The 18,439-nt window shown below is 52.9% G+C and carries 16 protein-coding genes; 14 read left to right on the forward strand and 2 right to left on the reverse strand.

Features of this window, described 5'->3' with window-relative positions:
- The first annotated feature begins 225 nt into the window (after nucleotides 1-225).
- A complete protein-coding gene (locus K0B87_01705) occupies nucleotides 226-714 on the forward strand; it encodes a hypothetical protein (protein MBW6513450.1) in 489 nt (162 codons plus the stop codon).
- Here K0B87_01705 and K0B87_01710 read toward each other — a convergent pair.
- Nucleotides 704-1,111 carry a hypothetical protein gene (locus tag K0B87_01710; protein ID MBW6513451.1) on the reverse strand — a complete coding sequence of 136 codons (408 nt, stop codon included), beginning with the start codon at nucleotides 1,109-1,111 and terminating at the stop codon, nucleotides 704-706. The genes K0B87_01705 and K0B87_01710 overlap by 11 nt on opposite strands.
- Nucleotides 1,112-1,791: 680 nt before the next feature.
- Between K0B87_01710 and K0B87_01715 the strand changes: the two genes are divergently transcribed.
- Genes K0B87_01715 through purM form a run of 8 tightly spaced genes read left to right on the forward strand, consistent with a single transcriptional unit; the run spans nucleotide 1,792 to nucleotide 9,722 of the window.
- On the forward strand, nucleotides 1,792-2,265 hold the full coding sequence (locus K0B87_01715) for a PTS sugar transporter subunit IIA (GenBank protein MBW6513452.1): 474 nt from the start codon (nucleotides 1,792-1,794) through the stop codon (nucleotides 2,263-2,265).
- A 25-nt stretch (nucleotides 2,266-2,290) separates the two neighbouring features.
- Nucleotides 2,291-3,178 (forward strand): PorV/PorQ family protein, encoded by an 888-nt coding sequence (locus tag K0B87_01720; GenBank protein ID MBW6513453.1) that lies wholly within the window; start codon nucleotides 2,291-2,293, stop codon nucleotides 3,176-3,178.
- A 34-nt stretch (nucleotides 3,179-3,212) separates the two neighbouring features.
- Nucleotides 3,213-5,312: a glycine--tRNA ligase subunit beta gene (gene glyS, locus K0B87_01725; GenBank protein ID MBW6513454.1), complete on the forward strand. Its 2,100-nt coding sequence runs from the start codon at nucleotides 3,213-3,215 to the stop codon at nucleotides 5,310-5,312.
- A 1-nt stretch (nucleotide 5,313) separates the two neighbouring features.
- Nucleotides 5,314-6,306 carry a phosphate acetyltransferase gene (gene pta / locus K0B87_01730; GenBank protein ID MBW6513455.1) on the forward strand — a complete coding sequence of 331 codons (993 nt, stop codon included), beginning with the start codon at nucleotides 5,314-5,316 and terminating at the stop codon, nucleotides 6,304-6,306.
- A 10-nt stretch (nucleotides 6,307-6,316) separates the two neighbouring features.
- Nucleotides 6,317-7,519, forward strand: coding sequence for a pyridoxal phosphate-dependent aminotransferase (locus tag K0B87_01735; protein ID MBW6513456.1), 1,203 nt, complete (start codon nucleotides 6,317-6,319; stop codon nucleotides 7,517-7,519).
- Nucleotides 7,520-7,532: 13 nt separating this feature from the next.
- Nucleotides 7,533-7,778: a hypothetical protein gene (locus K0B87_01740; protein ID MBW6513457.1), complete on the forward strand. Its 246-nt coding sequence runs from the start codon at nucleotides 7,533-7,535 to the stop codon at nucleotides 7,776-7,778.
- Nucleotides 7,775-8,665 carry a sugar kinase gene (locus K0B87_01745; protein ID MBW6513458.1) on the forward strand — a complete coding sequence of 297 codons (891 nt, stop codon included), beginning with the start codon at nucleotides 7,775-7,777 and terminating at the stop codon, nucleotides 8,663-8,665. The genes K0B87_01740 and K0B87_01745 overlap by 4 nt, the downstream gene beginning before the upstream one ends.
- A gap of 22 nt (nucleotides 8,666-8,687) precedes the next feature.
- Nucleotides 8,688-9,722 (forward strand): phosphoribosylformylglycinamidine cyclo-ligase, encoded by a 1,035-nt coding sequence (purM, locus tag K0B87_01750; protein ID MBW6513459.1) that lies wholly within the window; start codon nucleotides 8,688-8,690, stop codon nucleotides 9,720-9,722.
- A gap of 199 nt (nucleotides 9,723-9,921) precedes the next feature.
- Here the strand turns inward: purM and K0B87_01755 are convergent, their stop codons facing one another.
- Complete coding sequence (locus tag K0B87_01755) at nucleotides 9,922-10,371, reverse strand: hypothetical protein (protein MBW6513460.1); 450 nt, start codon at nucleotides 10,369-10,371, stop codon at nucleotides 9,922-9,924.
- Between the two features lie 437 nt (nucleotides 10,372-10,808).
- Between K0B87_01755 and K0B87_01760 the strand changes: the two genes are divergently transcribed.
- The 5 genes from K0B87_01760 (at nucleotide 10,809) to K0B87_01780 (ending at nucleotide 18,228) form a co-directional block, all read left to right on the forward strand.
- The gene (locus K0B87_01760; protein ID MBW6513461.1) at nucleotides 10,809-13,262 is read left to right on the forward strand and encodes a DUF3987 domain-containing protein; all 2,454 of its coding nucleotides are present in this window, start codon (nucleotides 10,809-10,811) and stop codon (nucleotides 13,260-13,262) included.
- A 392-nt stretch (nucleotides 13,263-13,654) separates the two neighbouring features.
- On the forward strand, nucleotides 13,655-16,762 hold the full coding sequence (locus K0B87_01765; GenBank protein MBW6513462.1) for an N-6 DNA methylase: 3,108 nt from the start codon (nucleotides 13,655-13,657) through the stop codon (nucleotides 16,760-16,762).
- Between the two features lie 70 nt (nucleotides 16,763-16,832).
- Entirely contained in the window at nucleotides 16,833-17,219 is a 387-nt protein-coding gene (locus K0B87_01770) for a type II toxin-antitoxin system RelE/ParE family toxin (protein MBW6513463.1), read from the forward strand.
- Between the two features lie 17 nt (nucleotides 17,220-17,236).
- The gene (locus K0B87_01775) at nucleotides 17,237-17,791 is read left to right on the forward strand and encodes a helix-turn-helix transcriptional regulator (GenBank protein MBW6513464.1); all 555 of its coding nucleotides are present in this window, start codon (nucleotides 17,237-17,239) and stop codon (nucleotides 17,789-17,791) included.
- Nucleotides 17,788-18,228, forward strand: coding sequence for a hypothetical protein (locus K0B87_01780; protein ID MBW6513465.1), 441 nt, complete (start codon nucleotides 17,788-17,790; stop codon nucleotides 18,226-18,228). The genes K0B87_01775 and K0B87_01780 overlap by 4 nt, the downstream gene beginning before the upstream one ends.
- Nucleotides 18,229-18,439: the final 211 nt, after the last annotated feature.

The following is an 18,439-nucleotide window of genomic DNA, read 5'->3' on the forward strand; positions in this document are numbered from 1 at the left end:
AAAGGACATTAGAGAGGCAAAAGCACAAAAATAGACCAAAAAAGGCCTGTCGGGACAGAAAAGCTTATGTGGGATACAGTGAATTCATCTCAACCGAAGCGTGGGTGCATTATTCAACGGTCTTATAAGTATCAGTGGTTGTTCTGATGTCATAGGTATTGCTGTGACCTTCAGGAGTACGCAAGGGTCAAAGACATCACACTCGATCAGGCAAAAAAGGCAAGCGTGAAGATAAAACATGATCTGAAAAGCCTCTATTTGCGCCAATCCGGCTGGGAAGCGGGACTGGAAATCCTTCCTTATCAAAAGTATATGGTGCTCAAGCGCTTTGTTAACAGCATGACCAAAATTTGGGATGATGAATCACTCAATACCATGAAGAAGTATTCTTCTGAAGTAAGCATGGAAAAACTGCGCAAAGTATTCGAAGGCATAACAGCTGTCGATTATTGGGATCTTGCGTATAAGGGAGGAGATCTCTACTATGTTTATGTTTTCTGTCTTAATCCCTCTGAAGGCCCATTGTTAGCGACTGTTAAGTTTAAGTTCAATACCAAGAATCGCATCGAAGTTGAAGAATGTGGTAAAAATGCTCTTGCCGGAGTTTACAAAAAACCGGAAAACTATCGTCTTCCCCTCGAGAGGGGCAAGCTGATGTATTCTTTCCTGGAGCTGAAGTCGATACTGGAAAAGATGACAGAGTTTAATCAATAAAACGCACGAACACAAAATTGTCGGATGGTCTGAACAACCATGGTTTGAGTTGCTCGATGTCGCTATTTTCTTTTAGCAAGCATAGTATGCTCTCCTGGGCTATTTCCTCTGACAACGGCAGGTTTCTGCATCGTTTGAATACAGTATTGCGGCAGAAAGTGAATAGCTCTGAAAAGCATGTTTCCACAGCCCATTCGAACATCGTGGTTTTAGAAGGAGTAGATTCAACTTCTCCAATCGTTAAACAGATTTTCATAAAAGCCTTGTTTACATCTGCGACTACTGACTTCTGTGCAAACATGGTTTTTCCTTGCTGCTCTATTTCTGGCAACAGGATATAGATATCGGTTTCCTTAACCGAATCTGCAACAGAACCATGGGTCTTATTCGAAGCCATACATCCATATTCCTTCTTGATATTTTGTCTGAACTAGGTATTCCATACGTAAAGTCCAGTTTGTCTTCAAGGGTAATTCTGTAAAGCAGAAAAAATCTGTTAACTCAGCTAAGCCAGGTATCTAGCTTGAAAAAAGAACATTCTACTCTATCACTGTATCAAGATCAAGTATCATTTTGCGTTACTGAATCTTCAGAGATAACCAGGTTTTCTGCTGTTAAGACTTGTGAACCCTATTTACGGCCCCAGGTCAGACCGGGAGTTATTTACTGATGCCGGTAAATGCACTACTGGCGCAGCGTAAAAAATGAGCTAATAGTTTTCCAAAATTCGATGGTCTGAAAATACCCGTAAATGAGTACAAATTTGCATAAACCCTGATACCGAAACGTCCAAAAACGTCCAACGACCACTGTGACACAGTCGAAGCCAGTCATATTTATCTCACAATCCGATAAACAGTTACGACCACTGTGACGGGTGATATCCATTTGCAGATTTGGGTGATACTTTATACTTTTTCCAATCGACTGGCAGAAGGGCTTGTCAGTGGGCTTTTCACCTTTGCAGCAAAAGTGTTGGGGACGTTTTCGCGCCATGAGCGGCGCAGTTGCGCAGAATTTGGTTGACGGAATCAGACCCTGTAAAATCATGTTACTTACTAAAAATATGGTGAGAAGATGGACAGACTTTTTCAACCCGACCTTGTGAAGATCGTCGACGGATTCGAGAATAAGGCAGACTGCCTGAATTATCTGGCCACGATGTTGGCGGAAAGCGGCTGCCTGAGCTTTCCCGATCGTTTTTTGGCCGCAGTCCGCGGCAGAGAAGACATCATGAGCACCGGTATCGGCAAGGGTGTGGCGATCCCGCACGCCCGCGATCTGACCGTGGCTTGTTTGAAGACAGCGGTTTGTCTGATCCGCAGCCCCCTGGAGTTCGACAGCGTGGACGGCCTGCCCGTGCAACTGGTGTTCATGATCGCCGTTCCCCAAAGCTCCAACAAAGAATACATGCGGATTTTGCGCTCGCTCTCGGAATACCTGCGCCAGGATGAGAACCGCGACAAACTGATCAACGCAGGCGATGAAACGGAATTGTACAATGAAGTCATTGAAATCCAAGATATCATTACTGACAGCCTTAGCTCTTAGCGCTGTCCTAACTCCGGCCTGGGCAGTGAACGACAATGCCGGCACGACCGGATTCGCCGCCCTGAAAACTGTCCACTCCGCCCGCGCCATCGCCATGGGTCAATCTTTGGCCGGGGAAGCCAGAAATCCCGATGGGATCCACTTCAATCCGGCCGCCATCCTCGGCATCCAGAACAAAGAGGTTGGCAGCACCTACACCAATTCATTCCTGGACACCCAGGGCGGCCAATTGCAGTTGCTTTATCCCAAACACAAATTCACGGCCTGGGGTTTCGCGCTCAAATATTTGGACATGGGAAGTTTTGACCGCACCGAGATCGACCAAAACGGCGATCTGATCGACATGGAAGAGACCTTTGGGGCCTTCAACCTGATCGCCAGCGCGTCTTTGGCCAAATATATCTCCGACGCGCTCGACGCGGGCGGGACCTTGAAAGTGGTCTATGACCAGATCGACGACAGCTCCGCCATCGCAGCGCTGATCGACCTGGGCATCATCCACCATCCAGACAATGAAAAAGTGAAGGTGGGCGTCAGCTTGAGAAACCTGGGCGCGCAATTGACCTATTATTCCGATGGCAAATACAAGGAAAAACTTCCCTTCACCATAGCTGCCGGATTAAGCTATCAATTCAATCCCAAGCTCTTCTCCAGCTTGGAGATAGGCAAGGCCGACGGCGAGGACATCGTCGCCAAGGCGGGCATTGAATACGCGATCCATCCCTCTCTGGACCTGCGTGGCGGGTTCCGCTCCAACGCGGGCGACGGTTACAACGGCGGAAGCCTGGCCTTCCTTTCCGGATTTTCCCTGGGGGCCGGATGGAAATGGCGCAACTATCGCGTTGACTATGGATTGTCCTCATACGGGGATCTGGGCCTGGTCAATCAGCTCAGCCTCAGCCTCGAGTTTTGACGATCCCAAAGAAAGTTGACATGGTTTAGCTGAGATGCGTGACTTTCTGCTGGAGATCGGGGTTGAGGAGATGCCGGCCACCCATTTGGGGCCGGCAATGGACTTCATCCGCGATTCCTTTGCCAAGCTGATGCAGATTTCGGCTCTGGAATGTGCCTCGTCTCAGGCCAGTTCAACTCCCCGCCGTTTGTTCCTGCTGGCCCGGTCGGTCCAGGAAAAACAGGCTGACATCCAGGTCTCGAAGACAGGACCCGCCAAAAGGATCGCCTATGATGAGGCGGGTAACCTGCTGCCGGCGGCTTTGGGTTTTTTGAAGAAAAATTCTGCCAAACCGGAGGACCTCTACATCCAAAGCAGCGAAAAAGGCGAATTCATCGCCCTGAGCTATGTCCAGCCCGGCAGGGAAAGCGCGGAGATCCTCAAAGAATGGATCGGGGAATTGATCCCCCGCATCCCATTTCCCAAAACCATGGTCTGGAACGATCCCCGCCTGGCTTTTTCACGCCCCCTGCGCTGGCTGTGCGCGCTTTGGGGAGAGCAGGTCATACCGGTTCGGATTGCTGGCATGGACAGCGGTAATTTTACTTTCGGAAACCGGTACAAGGGGCTGGGGAAAAAACTGGCGATACCCTCCCCAGGATCTTATCTTGCCATCTTGAAAGAAAACGCCGTTCTGGCAGACCGCACGGATCGCCACGCAGTTCTGACCGGCGAACTCGACAATCTTTTGCGGGGAACGGATCTCAGGGTCGTCCCCGATGCGAGGCTGGCCGATACAGTCACAGACCTGGTGGAATATCCTTCCGCCGTTCTGGCAGAATTTGACCCGGAGTTTCTCAAGCTGCCGGAAAAGATCATTACCTCCACCATCAGCCAGAACCAGAAATACTTTGCGGTGCAAACGCCGGAAGGCAGTCTGAGCAACAAATTTGTCTTTGTCTCCAATGGCAACCGTGAGCATGCCGCGCTGATCCGCAAAGGCAACGAAAAAGTGGTCGCCGCCAGGCTGGCAGACGCTCTGTGGTATTACCAGGAAGACACGGGCCGGCCCCTTGAGAGCTATCTGCCCCGCTTGAGTGAGGTTGTGTTTCAATCCAAGCTTGGCACCATGGCCGATAAAAGCGCCCGGATCGGCAAGATCGCCGGATTCCTCTGCCAGGAATTGAATCTGGGCACCGAGGCAACACAACTTGCCCTGCGTACGGCTCTTCTCTGTAAAGCGGACCTCGTCACCACAATGCTGGGGGAAAAGGAATTCACCAAACTCCAGGGCTACATCGGCAAACAATATGCCCTGGCCAGCGGCGAGCCGGAAGAAGTGGCCGAAGGCATATACGAACATTACCTGCCCCGCGGGACAAATGACGGATTGCCCCAAACCCTTGCCGGAGCGATCGTTGCGCTGGCAGACAAGCTGGATAGCGTCTGCGGCATCGTCGGGATCGGGCTGCTGCCCACTGGTTCCACCGACCCCTTTGCCTTGCGCCGGGCCGCCAACGGAGTGGTGCAGATCATCGTGGATCGTGGTTGGGGCTTGGATTTTTCGGCGCTGTTGCGCCACGCGCTGACCCTGGTCAAAGCCCAAACTCCTCTTTTTCCCAGCGCTGAAACGGATGTTCAAAACTTCTTCCGCCAGCGTGTGGAATGGCTGCTCAAACAGCTGCAGATCGATTACGACGTGATCGACAGCGTCATGCACCTTTCGCTGGGCGATCTGCCCGATCTCAGACACCGCGCCCTTGCCCTGCAGGATTACAGGACCAGAGAGGATTTCCAACGCCTGGTAATTGGATTCAAGCGAGTCAGCAACATCATTGGCGGAGTGGAGAGTTTCGCCCCGATCTCATTGGCAAAGCTGGAGATCAGGGAAGAGCGGGAACTGCATGACTCCCTGCTCAAGCTGCAACAGTCGATCGGGCAGAGTCTGGAAACCTCGGATTACAGTGCCGCGATCGATCTATTGGTCGGTTTCGGCAAACATATCGATCGTTTCTTCGACGCGGTGCTGGTCAATTGTGAGGATCCCGGCCTGCGCGACAACCGCTACGCCTTATTGAACCTGATCAAGACAGAATTTCTGCGGGTGGCCGACATCTCCCGCATAGTTTTGGAAAATGAAACGTCTGGAGAATAAAATGGACATCATTCAAGAGTTAAAAAACAAGGTCAGACACAAGGGCGGGCGCATCGTCCTCCCTGAAAGCCTGGATGCAAGAACGTTGCAGGCCGCTGAAATCGTCCTCTCAGAAAACCTGGCAGAGGTTGCCCTGGTCGGCAAACCGGACCTGATCCTGGCCAAAGCGCGCAGCCTTCGCCTGGATCTAAGCCGCGCCACGATCTATGATCCGGATAATTATCCTGACATCGGCAAATTCGCGGATTTCTATTATGAAAAGCGTAAAGATAAGGGTGTAAGCCGCGAAGAGGCAGAAAAAACTGTACGCGATGAGATCTGTTTCGGCTCGCTGCTGGTCAAATTCGGCATTGTGGATGGCATGGTCGCCGGAGCTGTGAACACCACCGCGGATGTCTTGCGGGCCGCGCTGCAGATCGTGGGCGTTCTTCCCGGCCTGAAAACCGTTTCCAGCTGCTTCATCATGCTGGTGCTGGATTTCCTGAACGAGGACCGGGTGTACTTTTTTGCCGATTGCGCCGTGGTGCCAAATCCGGACGCGGAACAACTGGCCGACATCGCGATCAGCACTGCCGCCACTCGCAGGGCCCTGATAGGCGACGAGCCCAAGGTTGCCTTGCTGTCTTTTTCAACCATGGGCAGCGGGCAGCACGAGATGGTGGAAAAGGTTCAGCGCGCCAAGGAAATCCTCACCGCACGCGGTGTGGATTTTGATTTTGACGGGGAATTGCAGCTCGACGCGGCCATCGTGCCCCATATCGCCAAAATGAAAGCCCCCCAAAGCAAGGTCGCGGGGTATGCCAACACGCTCATTTTCCCTGACCTCCAATCCGGAAACATAGGCTACAAGCTGGTTCAGCGCCTCGCCAAGGCGGATGCCATCGGTCCGATCATCCAGGGCTTGGCGGCTCCCGTCTGCGACCTTTCGCGCGGCAGTTCCAGGGACGACATTGTCCACACCTGCGTCCTGGTTCTGCTCATGGCTAACAAATAGAGAGGCAGGCATGGCAATCAAAATATCCAATCGGGTGAAACTGGTCAAACCTTCTCCCACCCTCACCCTTTCGGCCAAAGCCAAGGAAATGAAGGCCGCCGGGATCGATGTGGTCAATTTCGGGGTCGGAGAGCCCGATTTCAACACTCCGGATTATATCAAAGCCTCCGCGCACGCCGCCATCGACGCCAATTTCACCCGCTATACGGCCAACGCGGGGATCATTGAACTGCGCCAGGCCATTTGCGCCAAGCTGCTGCGTGACAATGGATTGACCTACGAACCCAAACAGATATTGGTCTCCCCCGGGGCCAAGGCTTCCATCCTCAACATCCTGATCGCGGTCTGTGACACGCAGGACCAGGTGCTCATGCCCTCTCCCTATTGGGTCAGCTACCCCTATCAGGCGATGCTGGCCAACGCGGAACCGGTCTGCATCCCCACTCAGGAAGCTGACAACTACAAGATCACCGCGGCTTCATTGAAGGAGGCCATCGCGGCCAATCCCTGCGCCAAAGCGCTGCTGCTCAACAGTCCCAACAACCCCACCGGAGCGGTCTACAGCCGTGCCGAACTGGAAGCCATTGCCGGGATCTGCCTGGAGCACAACATCCTGGTGATCTCAGACGAGATCTATGAGCGGCTCGTCTATGACGGCGTCAAGCATGTTTCGATAGCCTCGCTGAGCCCGGAGATGAAAGAACACACGGTGGTGATCAACGGAGTTTCCAAAGCCTATGCCATGACGGGATGGCGCCTGGGCTACGCAGCCGGGCCCGCCCACATCATCGCGGCTGCCGGCAGGGTGCAGGAACACGCGACCTCCTGTGTGAATTCCATCACCCAGAAAGCCTGCGTGGCCGCCCTGAACGAAGAAGACGACTCGATCGAGAAGATGCGGAGGGAATTTGAGGCCCGGCGCGACTATCTCTATTCTGAGCTGAGCAAACTGCCGCATGTCACCTGTTTCAAGCCCCAGGGCGCTTTCTACATCATGCCGAACATAGGCTGGTATCTGAAAAACAACAACCAGGGCATCACGGATTCGGACAAATTCTGCGAGGTCCTGCTGGAAAAACACCATGTGGCTTTGGTTTCCGGCGGTTCCTTCGGGATCGGCGACAATGTCCGTTTTTCCTATGCCAACTCCATGGAAAACCTGCAAAAAGGCGTCGCCCGGTTTGCGGCTTTCCTGAAAGAACTCACACCCTGAAGAGGAAATCCCCATGACAGAGATCCAGGATAAATACCGCGAACGCTGGCAGGACCGGCGAAAGAAGTCCTATAACTGGAAAAAGCTGCTCATCATGATCCTGATCCTGGTGGCGCTGATCATCCTGATCAACCAACTGAATAGGATCGGCACAATGCAGGCCGCGCCAGACGCCGAGTATATTGAGCCGGAAAACGCGGAGCAGCCCTCCGGCGAAATGGAGATCTATGAAACCCCTGCTGAAGGCGACACACGATGAGCCTGGTGATCGTCGGCTCGGTCGCCCTGGATACGATCGAAACCCCGCAGGGTAAAGTCGAGGACGCGCTTGGCGGTTCCGCGGTTTACGCCTCCCTGGCCGCCTCCTATTTTGGCCCGACCCAGATCGTGGGCGTGATCGGCGAGGATTATCCCGCCAGCGGCATCGAACTCCTCAAAGCCCACAACGTGAACCTCGACGGGCTGGAAACCAAGCCCGGCCAAACCTTCCGCTGGAGTGGCAAGTATCAGAATTGGAACCAGGCGGACACCCTGAGCACGGAACTGAACGTTTTCGCGGATTTTTCCCCGCAACTTCCCGATTCCTGCAAATGTTGCCGCAGCCTGCTTTTGGCGAATATCCACCCCCTCCTCCAAATGCAGGTGTTGGATCAGATCGAAAGCTACCAATGGGTCGCCTGCGACACTATGAACTACTGGATCACCCGCTGCCCCGAACTCCTGGCCAAGGTCATCGCCAGGGTGGACATCCTCTTCATCAATGAGGAAGAGATCCGCCAGTACACCGGCCTGGAGAACATTTTCACCGCGGCCAAAAAACTGCTCGCCCAAGACCTGAAAGCGGTGGTGATCAAACGCGGCGAGTATGGCAGCGTCACGGTTTTGCCCGATGACCTGTTTTTCGCGCCAGCCTACCCCGTCGAACAGGTGCAGGATCCCACCGGAGCGGGAGATTGCTTCGCCGGCGCTTTCATGAGCTATCTCGCCACTCAGCAAGAGCTTGGCAAAAACACGATCCGCAACGCAGTCCGCTTCGGGACCGTGCTTGCGGCGCTGAATGTAGCTGCTTTCAGCGTTGAGGGGATCATCAACCTGGATCTATCCACCCTGCAGAAAAAGGTCCACCAGCTCAGAAACTGGGCTTGAGTACGAAAAGAGAACTAAAAGCATGTCCGACAAAGATCTTGATTACCGCAGCTCAGGCGTGGATATCCAGGCCGGGGAACGCACCGTTGAAAACATCAAGGAATTGGTCAGAGGCACCTACAGTGCCGATGTATTGAGCGACCTGGGCAGTTTTGGCGGGCTGTTCAGATTCCATCAACCCTCTCTGCGGGACCCGATCCTGGTGGCCAGCACCGATGGCGTGGGCACCAAGCTGAGAGTGGCCATCATGGCGGGAAAATACGACAGCATCGGCCAGGACCTTGTCAACCACTGCGTCAACGACATCCTGGTGCAGGGCGCCCTGCCGCTGTTCTTTCTGGATTACATCGGAATGGGCAGGCTGGATCCCGAACACGTGCAAAAGATCATCTCCGGCATGGTCAAAGCCTGCCAGGAAAATTCCTGCGCCCTGATCGGAGGGGAGATGGCGGAAATGCCAGGCATCTATCAGGGCGGCGATTTTGACCTCGTGGGAACGATCGTCGGGGCTGTGGACCAGCAGCACCTCCTGCCCGCCAACCGAATCCACAAAGGCGATATCCTGATCGGGATCCCCAGTTCCGGTTTGCACACCAACGGCTATTCGCTGGCCCGCAAGGTCGTTTTTGAACATCTGGGCCTCGGCGTGGACAGCCATATCGCCGAACTGGGATCAACCGTTTCAGAGTTGTTACTGGCCGTCCACAAAAGCTATCTGCCCCTGCTCAAGCCTCATCTGCAGAATCCGGGCTTGCACGGGTTGGCACATATCACCGGCGGAGGGATCCCCGGCAACCTCAAACGCGTCATCCCAAACGGGCTCACAGCCTATGTGAGCTATTCCGAACAGGAGATGCCACCGCTCTTCCATTGGCTTCAAGACGCGGGCCAGCTCAGCCGCGCGGCCATGCTCGAAACCTTCAACCTGGGCGTCGGCATGATCGCCGTCCTGGATCCAGGTTTTGCCACCGAGTTCATGGCTTCCCTGCCTTCCTTCGTCATCGGCGAAGTGAACGAAAGCCGCTCTTCAGAGTCAAAAGTCGTCATCGTGGGCTGAGCGCCCTCTGATCCTGACGCTTCTTTTTTTCCTGCTCATTCTGACACCTTCTTTTTACCTTTCCTTCGTGTAATTCGTGTAATTCGTGGACACCATACCCCCTGGTGGGCCCCTTGCTCTCTTTTCAAATTCGTGTGAATTCGTGTAATTCGTGGACACCAACACAACGCGTAACCCGTAACGCGTAACGCGTAACCCATCACATCTCCCTATCCAGCAGCTCATAGCCATTGACCGGATCAAGCAGTCCCGCTTCGACCGCTCTTTTGACAGAGCGGCAGGGCAGGTCGTTGGCTTCGATCTGGGCGCGGGTGATGGTCTCGAGGTCGATGTAGCCGGGGTCGCTCTTGGCCAGGTTCCACATCAGGCGCGTGAAGGCGTTGTACCAGTTTTGCAGGACCACATCCTGATTGGCGACGCGGCTGTTGAAGATGTCCACGTACACGCGCAGGTCGCTCCTGTAACCGATGGAAGGCTGTAGTGCCTTGAGGTTGGACGCGATGCGCCCGAAGCGGCGGGAGTTCTCTGTGGGCCTGGGTTTCACCAGGGGCCGCACGATCACGCGGTTGAGGCTGCGGTTGAAGTAGTAGACCAGGCCGTCGCATTTGCCCTGGTAGCCCAGCAGCATGTTCTTGAAGTAGGCTCTCATTTTTTTCCTCCTTTATTTTTTCCTACGGATTCTACGGATTATACGGATTGAACGGATAAAGAGACCGGCCAACCGGAAGCCACGCTAAAACGCTACAACGCTAAAACGTTACAACGCCTCATTCTACATTCTTCATCGTTCATTGCCCCGTCTCCCGCCGGATGCTCGCCGGGCGGGCGGGGATCCTCTGAGATACGGGCGGGGAGCGGGATGTATTCTAAAAAAATGTCCCTCCATATATATAGAGGATGAGAAAACGCCCTCTTGGGGGAAAAAATTTGCGGATCCGGGTGGGGGGAGGCGGAGCGGAAATTCCAAAGGCTTGAGAGGCAGAAAGATAGGGTTTCCGCGAAAAAATATGCTCCAGCCCCGCGCCAATTCTCATCCTCTATATAAATGAGGAGCGCTCCTCCAATAAAAAAATTGGAGTACCTCAAATGAGAACAGACCAAACCCAATCCCAAGACGCGATCACCTACGGCAGCAGCATCACGCGCCCGGAGAAGCTCGCGCACCGGCCCATCGGGAAACTGATGGAACACATGAGAAACGGCGGCTGGAAAAAGGAAATCAACGCCATCCGCGCGGAATCTGACCCCCAACTTCAAAAACAAATGAAGCTCCGCCTGCCCTGGTTCGCCTACGCGCTGATCGAGGGCAAACGGGCTGAGGAGAACGTCAAGGAAGCCAGCGGCATCGTCTTTGACTTCGATGGCATCGAGGACATCGCCGCCTTCAAGGAACAGCTCCTGATGAGCGTCCCCTGGGCGCGCTGGATCTTCCGTTCGCCCATCGACGGCGTGAAGGTGCTCATCCCCTTTTCCCGTGCCATCGCCGGCAAAGCGGAATACGCCCGCGTCTGGGCCCATCTGCGCTCGGAACTGCATATCCGGACCGGATTCTGGGCGGACAACACCCCGGACATGGGGCGCGCCTGCTTCGTTAGCTGGGATGAGGATTTCATCGACGCGGAGGGTGCCGAACCCTTCGACCCGGACGGGATAAAAGAGAACGCGGATTCAGAGGAAAAAGAGGATGGAAAGGATGGGATAAAAGAGGGCCAGGAAAAAAAGGAAACAGAGGATCAAGAGGATAAAGACTATCTAAGGTCTTTTGATCCTAAAAATCCTCGTTTTCCTGACGATCCTTATTCTCTTTTGAAATCCATCGATCCCACGGAATACCAGGTCCGATCGGCCGTCGAGCACCTCTGCCGGATCAAGCTGGACTGGCGCGACTGGTCCCGCTGCGGCATAGCCCTCTACAACCACTTCGGCGAATACGGAAAGCGCTATTGGCTGATGTTCGCGGGCAATCCCCACTACGAGGACACCGCGGAATCCCTGTCCAAAAGCTGGGAGCGCCTCAAAAAGTACCCCGGGCTGAACATCGGCACGCTCTTCTGGATCGCCGAACAGCACGGCTGGATCAACGCGGTGACGGGAAAAGAGAACGCAGATTTAGATGAAAAAAAGGATAATGAGGATCATACTTCTTGTGATCCTAAAAATCCTCGTTTTCCTGACGATCCTTATTCTCTTTCATTATCCGACTTCCCCGAGCTGCTGGAACTCTTCGGCCGGCCGCAGAACATCCCCCTGGACCGTACCCAACTGCCCGGGGAGATCAACTCCTACCTCGACCTGGTGGGCAGGATCACGGACGCCCAGGACGGGGCCAAGCTGACAGCCTTCCTGCCCGTGATCGCCGCCAACATCGGCAACCGGATCTACATGTACAACGCCGGCACCAAGCACTTCTGCAACGTCTGGGCGGCCATCATCGGGCCTTCCACGGTCAGCCGCAAAACCACCGTGATCAACCAGGCCATGAAGATGCTCAAGCCCTTCAAGGACGGCCTCCTGGAACTCACCGCCAAAGAAAGGAACGAGCGCGACATCGAGCTCTCCCGGGTGACCCAGGCCAGGATGTACAACCTGCTGGCCATCAATCCCAACCGCCTGCTGCTGCACATGGAACTCAGCGCCTGGATGCAGGAAATGGGCAAGGCCTACAACGCCGGAATGAAGCAGGAGATCACGGACATGTTCGACGGCAAGGACAGGTCAATTGCGAAAATGGAGATCGACGAATACATCCGCCGGCCCGCCTTTTCCATCGTGGGTGCCACCACCGAGGACTGGTTCTTCCGCGAACTGCGCGAGGTGGCGGACCAGCGCGGCGGCTTCCTGCAAAGGTTCATCATCTGCATCATCCAGAACGTGGACGTGAACGAGCTCCGCTTCGACAGCATGCCCTCCGCGGAGTTCGACACCCGGCTCCACGCCTGGGACGAGGCACTGTCGGTATTCCGCTCCCTGCCCGATTCGCGGCAGCTCTTGGCGGACGAGGCGGCAAGGGGCTTCCGGGACGCCATCTACCGCGAACTGATGGAAAACATCGCCCTCAATGCCAACGATCCCCAGGCGGCTTACTGCGCCAGGATCTTCGACAACTACTTCTGGCGCTTCTGCATCCTGATCTTCGCCATCAAACGCTGGCAAGACATCCGCGAAGCGCGGGACAACGACCACCTCGAAGCCTGGTTCGCCCGCAACAGGGTGGACGAGCAGACCTCAAGAGAGGCCTGGTACCTCTGCGAATACTACTTCCAGAACACCCAGCCCTTCCTCAAATCCCTGGCGGAGAACGCCAAGCTGGACAGCGAAAAGAAGATCCTGAGGATCCTGCAGAAGGCGCCGGGGAACGAGATGGCGCATTCCAAGCTGCTCTGTAAAACACGCCTTACCTCGAGGGAACTGCGTCAGGCCATGGAAAGCCTGGTCGAAAGGCAGGCAGTGATCTGCCACGAGCAGGATTCCGGCTACCACAACAAGGTCAGCCTGATCTATTCGCTCAATCCCGCGCTGATCGACGTTGACCTCGAATGAGCGCCGGATGCAAATGAAAATCAGGGGGCCGGTATTCCCGGCCCCTTTTTGAATAGTTTGAATATTTCAACAGTTCCCCGCCTTACGGGGTTTCTGAGCCAGATCCAGAAGATAGAGGTAAGGGATATATAAGTATATGGTATATATAGTAGTTATATATAATATATACTAAAATAGTAGGAATTAGTATTTACATACATATATACATAGTATACTTGCGTTTAGGCTTTGGTTTTGTCCTCTTTCAAGATCCTCTCCCGGTTCAGGGTGGTAAGGCGGGGAACTGTTGAAATATTCAAACTATTCAAATCCGGGGGGGGATTTTGTGCTTGACATTATTCCCCTTGCCGGGAGAAGAGAATAAATTCAGGAAATAAATATTGGCGGGATAAATGAGCGAGATCGCGATAAACACCTATCTGAGGGAACTGGAAAAGCTGAAACACTACGGCGGTTCAGCCAATGAGGCCTCCATCCGCGCGGCCTTTCAAAATCTGCTTTCCACCTACGCCAAAGCCAAAGACCTGGTGCTGGTGCCCGAGATCAAGGTCCAGGGCCAAAGAGGCAGGGCAGTGATCCCCGACGGAACCCTGAAAGACAGCCTGCGCCTGGATTGGGGCTATTGGGAGAGCAAGGACGAATACGACGACCTCGATCTGGAGATCGTCAAAAAGTTCGAGAAAGGCTATCCCCAGGACAACATTCTCTTTGAGGACAGCCGCACCGCGGTCCTTTTCCAGAACGGGATCGAGGTCCAACGGGCCGAGGTTTCCAACCCCGCCCAGTTTGACAACCTCCTGAAAAACTTTGTGGAATACGAACGCCCCGAAGTGCGGGAGTTCCGCAAAGCAATTGAGAGTTTCAAGGAGGACATCCCCAAGGTCACTTCCGCCCTGCGCGACAGCATCATCGCCAACGCCGAGACAAATTCCGCCTATCTGCAAGCCCGGGACACCTTCCTGGAGCTCTGCCGCGACGTGATCAACCCCGCCATCACCCCCGAGGACATCCGCGAAATGGTGATCCAGCACATCCTCACCGCGGATATCTTCAACACCATCTTCGACGAGCCCCACTTCCACCGGGAAAACAACATCGCCCGCGAACTGGAAGCCCTCACCAACACCTTCTTCACCCGCGAGGTGCGCAACAAGACCCTGGCCCGCGTCAAACACTATTACGACACCATCAACGCCCAGGCCGCCCGCATCTATGACCACCACGAAAAACAGCGCTTCCTCAAGGTGGTCTATGAGACCTTTTACAAAAGCTACGATCCCAAGAAAGCCGACCGCCTGGGCGTGGTCTACACCCCCAACGAGATCGTCCGCTTCATGGTGGAAAGCACAGACTACCTGCTTCAGAAACACTTTGGCAAGCGCCTTGAGGATAAAGGCGTGGAGATCATGGACCCCGCCACCGGAACCGGAACCTTCATCTGCGACCTCATCGACCATATCGGAAGGGACAAACTCAAATACAAATACCAACACGAACTCCACGCCAACGAGGTGGAGATCCTGCCCTACTACATCGCCAACCTCAACATCGAATTCACCTACAAACAGAAGATGAATGAGTATTGCGAATTTGAAAACCTCTGCTTTGTGGACACCCTGGATAACTATCTGAACCTCCGCGAAGGCGCGGAGCTGGATATCTTTTCCCTCTCCGACGAGAATACAGAGCGCATCAAACGACAAAACGAACGCAAGATCTCCGTCATCATCGGCAATCCGCCCTACAACGCCAACCAGATGAACGAGAACGAAAACAACAAGAACCGCGAATACCCCGCCGTGGATAAGCGCATCAAAGAGACCTATGTGAAAGAAAGCAAAGCCCAGATGACTAAACTCTATGATATGTATGCTCGGTTCTATCGTTGGGCGATGGACAGGCTGGACGAGGATGGAATTATTTGTTTTATCTCCAACAACTCCTATATCAATGCCCGCACCTTTGACGGCTTTCGCAAGATAGTGAATGACGAGTTCCAGTATGCCTATATCATCGACTTGGGAGGCAATATCCGCGAGTTATCCGGCAAAGATGGCATCTTCCTGGGTGAAAAGCACACCATCTTCGGTTTGGCGGCCATGGTCGGCATATCAATGATGTGGCTGGTCAAAAAGAAGAATCGCGATTTTGACAAATGCAGAATTTCCCATATTCATCCGACAGATATCCGCGCCACCAGGGATGAGAAGATAGAATACCTTACAACCCATCAAATCAAAGATATCCCCTTCGATAACGTTATCCCCGACAAAGATAGCAACTGGATAAATCTGGTGGAGAATGATTGGGATAGGCTAATCCCGCTAGCCGACAAACAGGTAAAGAACGGTGAAAGTCAGAACGCAATATTTTCATTATACTCTTTAGGCATTTGTTCTCATCGTGATGATTGGCTTATAGATTTTGATAGCGAACCAATGACCAAGAAAGTTGAGTTCCTTTGTGATCTGTATAATTCCGAGGTAAAAAGATGGAATGAAAATAGTCAGAATGCCCAATCCAATGACTTTGTTGACAGATCAATCAAATGGACAGGTGATTTGGAAAAACACATGAAACGCAACACAGTGCTTCAATTTGACAAGAGCAAAATTTTAAAATCCCTGTATCGCCCATTTATAAAGAAACTAGTATATTATGATAAAGTCCTGATAGACAGAACCTATCAGTTTGAATCAATTTTCCCTACTGGATTTGATTATGTTAAGAACAAAGTGATATCATTTGTTACTGGTGAGAGACTAGATTTTGCTACCTTATCTTCTGATTGCATTCTGAATCTTGCTATGTTTTCATTAGACCCTATCCAATGTGTTTCTCTCTATCGCTTTGACAAAGACGGCCACCGCCATGACAACATCACGGACTGGGCTTTAAGTGAGTTCCGCGCCCACTATCAGGACGAGGGGATCGGCAAAGAGAACATTTTCCACTATGTCTATGGGGTGCTCCACGCTCCCGCCTACCGCGCCAAGTATGAGATCAACCTCAAGCGTTCGCTGCCGCGCCTGCCCTGGCAGGAGGATTTTTGGCGCTGGGCGGGCTGGGGCCAAGAACTGATGGAACTGCACCTCGGCTTTGAAAGCGCGGAGCCCTGGCCTTTGGAACTGCGCTCCCGGGAGCCGGAGGAAGGCATTGCCCCCAAAGCCAAGCTCAAAGCCGATAAAGAGGCCGGGATCATCTTCCTGGATGACCACAGCTCCCTGCACGGCGTCCCCTCAAGCGCCTGGGACTACAAACTCGGCAACAGAAGCGCCCTGGAATGGATCCTCGACCAATACAAGGAAAAGAAACCCAAAGACCCCACCATCGCCCGCCTCTTCAACACCTACCGCTTTGCCGACTACAAGGACACTGTCATCGACCTGCTGATGCGCGTCTGCACCGTGAGCGTGAGGACGATGGAGATAATCAAGCAGATGGAACCGCAGATCAGAGTATGCGCGTCACCGGTTGGGACTGGCACGGAGCAAGGCTGACTTTGCGCAGATTTCTCTTGACAGATATAACGCCCGCGTTATATTGTAATCTGATAGCAGTGGTAGATGGATGAAGATTGTTTATTATCCAGGACGGCCGGATAAGAAGCCCTATACAGGGCTGGCCAGATTTGTGCAACACGGCTTGTACAAGAAGTCCCCGTCTCAATGGGAAAAGATGGATACCTGGATGGAAGAATGCCGGATATATGACTCTTCATACCTGAGAAAAATGATCAGGGATGAGGCTGGGAAGCCTTGGGAGAACCGCACAATCGCAAGTTTGAAAGATGGATTGTATGAGTATCGCGGGAAAAGGAAATCCCAACAAGGAACGATCAGGCTGTATTTTTGTATGGACGGGGAGACCTTGTATGTGCTGTGTGCAGAGTATAAAACGGGTGATACCGATATGATTGAGACCGCCCGAGAGCGCAAGAAAGAATTGCAGCTATAAAAAAAAAAGGAGCGACCGTGGAGCGGAAAGAACTGCTCAAGCGCAAGGAAGAGATGCTGCGCTTGAAGAAAGAGGGTTATGAGTTTGAGGAATATCAGCCCTATTTGCCCGAGGCTGAGGATGATATCCGATTGGCCACCCATTACAAATTCAGAGACTTGATAATTGATTTCAAGAGAGAGAGAATACAGCAAAACCTGACCCAAGAGGATATAGCTGTCAGAATGGGTACCAAGCAAACTTCAGTATCCCGTTTCGAAAGCTATGATACCAAACCCACCATCGCATTTCTGATGAAATACGCCAAGGCTCTGGGAAAGGACATGCTGATCAAATTGGATACTGATTTTATAATCGAGCTTCCCGCAGATTACAGAGAACAGGCGAAATCCCTCTGCCTGGATTCTGGCTCATCCGTCAAACAGATACTGATTGATGGTCTTGTGAGATACGTACAGGAGCAAAGTGATAAGATGAAAGGTTTCGAAAAATCCTTTGACCCGGTTAATTCGATAGATGCTGTTAAGGTCGAAAGTGAAACGACTGTTCATTTTATCCAGGGGATGGTATGACGATTTCTGAGCCCCAAGAACAAAGGACTTTTCAAGACCTGGTTGGTAAGATAAGGTTGATAAACATAATAATGCCTAAGTTTGACTTCAAACTGGCAGAGGGTTGCGTTATACCTCAGCCCAACTATGAGGCCAGAATCAACCGCACAACCGGGAAGTTTATTCTGGATGATGATAAATTATCACTGGCTTTGAGATTTAGGATTAGAGGTTTAAACCAAGAGACCGAAATTTTTCAGGGCAATTTCGATTTCTTGATCATCTTTGGGCATCAGAGTAAAGATGAGATTTCCGCTATGTTGGAAATTGAAGAGATCAAGAAAACATTTCTCGGTAACCAGGCGGATAAATTGGTTTGGTCCTATTTCCGCAGGGTGGTATTGCAGGCAGTTGTTGATGCGGGGTTACCGCCGATCGTTCTACCACTTTATAAGTAAATAGCTTTTTGGCAGTTGGTGCCGCCGGGATGGCGTGCCGCCTTGGATGTTGTTGTGCCGCCCCTCCGGAGCTCTTCCTTGTTATCATTCCTGGTACGGGGGCTTGTGCCGCCCGCCTGTGCTCTGGGGCCCCTGGAGGGGCTGAAAACGGGGATCTTAAGGCTCACTTTCAAACTGAGTGGGTCAGGTTTTCATCAGGGGCAAGAAGGGG

The organism is Candidatus Syntrophosphaera sp. (assembly GCA_019429425.1).
In the GTDB taxonomy this organism is placed as follows: domain Bacteria; phylum Cloacimonadota; class Cloacimonadia; order Cloacimonadales; family Cloacimonadaceae; genus Syntrophosphaera.

What these genes read in the sequence shown, in the direction of transcription:
- K0B87_01755 (MBW6513460.1), bottom strand. Translation starts at nt 10,371, where the DNA reads ATGAGAGCCTACTTCAAGAACATGCTGCTGGGCTACCAGGGCAAATGC.
- K0B87_01740 (MBW6513457.1), top strand. Translation starts at nt 7,533, where the DNA reads ATGACAGAGATCCAGGATAAATACCGCGAACGCTGGCAGGACCGGCGA.
- K0B87_01780 (MBW6513465.1), top strand. Translation starts at nt 17,788, where the DNA reads ATGACGATTTCTGAGCCCCAAGAACAAAGGACTTTTCAAGACCTGGTT.
- K0B87_01765 (MBW6513462.1), top strand. Translation starts at nt 13,655, where the DNA reads ATGAGCGAGATCGCGATAAACACCTATCTGAGGGAACTGGAAAAGCTG.
- purM (MBW6513459.1), top strand. Translation starts at nt 8,688, where the DNA reads ATGTCCGACAAAGATCTTGATTACCGCAGCTCAGGCGTGGATATCCAG.
- K0B87_01710 (MBW6513451.1), bottom strand. Translation starts at nt 1,111, where the DNA reads ATGGCTTCGAATAAGACCCATGGTTCTGTTGCAGATTCGGTTAAGGAA.
- glyS (MBW6513454.1), top strand. Translation starts at nt 3,213, where the DNA reads ATGCGTGACTTTCTGCTGGAGATCGGGGTTGAGGAGATGCCGGCCACC.
- K0B87_01770 (MBW6513463.1), top strand. Translation starts at nt 16,833, where the DNA reads ATGAAGATTGTTTATTATCCAGGACGGCCGGATAAGAAGCCCTATACA.
- K0B87_01745 (MBW6513458.1), top strand. Translation starts at nt 7,775, where the DNA reads ATGAGCCTGGTGATCGTCGGCTCGGTCGCCCTGGATACGATCGAAACC.
- K0B87_01735 (MBW6513456.1), top strand. Translation starts at nt 6,317, where the DNA reads ATGGCAATCAAAATATCCAATCGGGTGAAACTGGTCAAACCTTCTCCC.
- K0B87_01760 (MBW6513461.1), top strand. Translation starts at nt 10,809, where the DNA reads ATGAGAACAGACCAAACCCAATCCCAAGACGCGATCACCTACGGCAGC.
- K0B87_01715 (MBW6513452.1), top strand. Translation starts at nt 1,792, where the DNA reads ATGGACAGACTTTTTCAACCCGACCTTGTGAAGATCGTCGACGGATTC.
- pta (MBW6513455.1), top strand. Translation starts at nt 5,314, where the DNA reads ATGGACATCATTCAAGAGTTAAAAAACAAGGTCAGACACAAGGGCGGG.